This is a genomic window from Streptomyces boncukensis (assembly GCF_011045075.1).
GTDB classification, from domain to species: Bacteria; Actinomycetota; Actinomycetes; order Streptomycetales; family Streptomycetaceae; genus Streptomyces; species Streptomyces boncukensis.
Genome location: NZ_JAAKZZ010000764.1, coordinates 1 through 2,541, shown reverse-complemented (window position 1 = coordinate 2,541; position 2,541 = coordinate 1). Strand labels below are relative to the sequence as shown.

Genomic DNA, 2,541 nt, shown 5'->3' with positions numbered 1-2,541 from the left:
CCCGACAACAACCCCACCAGATGATCGACCAGCACCCCCACCCTCGGATAATCGAACACCACCGTCGCCGACAAGCGAAGCCCGGTAGCGGCATTCAGCCGGTTACGGAACTCCACCGCGATCAGCGAATCAAACCCCAGATCCCGAAACGCCTGCCCCTCCCTGACCACCTCGGCCGAGACATGGCCCAAAACCCCAGCCACCTCCGCCAGCACCGCCTGACGCACCACCCCACGCCGCTCCTCCACCGACAACCCCGCCAACCGCCGCACCAACGACACCTCACGCCCCGCCACCCGATCCGCCCGCCGCACAACAACCGGAACCAGACCACGCAGCAAAGCCGGCACCGGGACGGTGCCGCTCCATGAGCGCAGGGCCTGCACATCCAGCAGCATCGCCACCACGGCAGCCCGCTCCACACCCAGCGCGGCATCGAACAGGGCCAGGCCCTGCTCGTTGGACAGTCCCGGGCCCAGTCGTCCGGCCCGGTTCCCCAGGTGGCCGGTCATGGTGCTGGCCTGCTCCCACATCCCCCAGCCCAGCGACACTCCCGGCAGTCCCTCCGCGCGGCGTCGGGCGGCCAGGCCGTCCAGGAACGCGTTCGCCGCCGCGTAGTTGGCCTGCCCCGGGGTGCCGAACGTCGCCGAGGCGGAGGAGTAGAGCACGAACAGGTCCAGGTCCGCGCCGCGGGTCAGCTCGTCCAGGTTCGCCGCGGCGGTGGCCTTCGCCCGCAGCACGGTGTTGAGGCGTTCCTGGGTCAAGGCGGTGAACACCCCGTCGTCCAGGACTCCGGCGGCGTGCACCACGCCGGTCAGGGGCGCGTGGCCGGGGATGTCCGCGAGGAGGGCGGCCAGGGCGTCGCGGTCGGCCGCGTCGCAGGCCACGATCCGCACATCGGCGGCGCCCAGCGAGGAGAGTTCGGCGGCCAGGTCCGCGGCACCGGGTGCGTCCGGGCCCTGCCGGGAGAGCAGCAGCAGACGCCGGATGCCGTGCCCGGCCACCAGATGCCGGGCCAGCAGACCACCCAGGGTTCCGGTACCGCCGGTGATGAGCACCGTGCCGTCCCGATCCACCGGCACGGACCGCGTCGCGCTTGCGATCCGCGCCAGCCGGGGCACCAGGACCTGCCCGTCCCGGATGGCCACCTGCGGCTCATCCGCATCGGCCAGCAGCCCCAGATCCACCTCATCGCCCGCCGCGAGGGCGGGATCGGCATCCACCAGCACGATCCGGTCGGGATGCTCGGACTGCGCCGAACGCACCAGCCCCCACACCGCCGCACCCACCACATCCACACTCTCGCCAGGCCCCGCGGGCACCGCACCCCGCGTCACCACCACCAGACGGGCGTCCTCGGGTCGCTCCTCGTTGAGCCATTCCTGTGCCCGGCGCAGCACGTCGCCGACGGTCTGCTGTGCCGGTCCATCTGTCACCGAGAGCACTGTCCACCGGGAGTCGCCCACCTCGTCCGGAGCAGCGTCTTCGGCAGTGGGCGGGGCTGGGATCCAGTCGACTGCGAAGAGTGCATCGCCGTGTGCGGCGGTGCCAGGCAGTTGCTCTCGGGTGTGCAGAGAGCGGATGATCGCAACTGGTGCGCCGGTGCCGTCGGCTGCCTTGATGCACACGCTGTCGCCGTCGGGGGTGATGGCCACTCTGAGGACTGTCGCTCCGATCGCGAACAGTTCCACGCCCGACCATGCGAACGGCAGCCGTGGCCCAGAGGTTTCGGTGTCGTCGCTGAGGAGGCCGGAGGGGTGCAGCGCCGCGTCGAGCAGTGCGGGGTGGATGCCGAACCCGTCGACCTGGCCGGTGCCCGGCTCGGGCAGCACCACCTCGGCATACAGGGCCGACTGGTCCCGCCACATTCCCTGCACGCCCTGGAACATCGGGCCATAGGTGAACCCTGCTCCGGCCAGGGCGTCGTAGAAGCCGTCAGTCTCGACTCTTGTTGCATTCTGCGGCGGCCAGGCGACCAGGTCGAACCCGGGTGCTGCGGCGTCCGGCGCGGCGAGAATGCCAGCAGCGTGCAGCGTCCACGTGTCCGTGCCGTCCGTGCGGGCGTGCACCTGCACGGGCCGGTCGTGCGAGGTGTCCTGGGCTGCCACCCGGATCTGGATGTGGGTGCCGCCTGTGGCTGGCAGGACCAGCGGTGTGTGCAGGACCAGTTCGCGGATCAGGGTGCAGCCGGCCTCCCGGCCTGCGCGCAGCACCATGTCGACCAGCGCGGCGCCGGGCACCACGATGCGGTCCAGTACGACGTGGTCGGCCAGCCATGGCTGTGTGCTCACCGAGAGCCGGCCCGTGAGTACCACCCCGTCACCGTCCGCCAGCGCCATCGCTGTCCCCAGCAGGGCGTGCCCCGGGTCCGTCAACCCGACAGCATCCAGATCCCCCACAACCGTCTTCGGTTGCGGCCAGTACCGCTGGCGGTGGAAGGCGTAGGTGGGGAGGGGGATTGTGCGGCCGCCCCAGTCGGTGAACACCTTCGTCCAGTCGATGCGGGTGCCGGTGGTCCACAGGCGGCTGAGGGCGGTCAGG

1 protein-coding gene is annotated in these 2,541 nt (G+C 71.1%); it reads right to left on the bottom strand.

Annotated elements, in window-relative coordinates:
• Positions 1-2,541 (bottom strand): type I polyketide synthase (locus tag G5C65_RS35285; protein WP_165303139.1); only part of this gene is annotated, 2,541 nt, incomplete at both ends.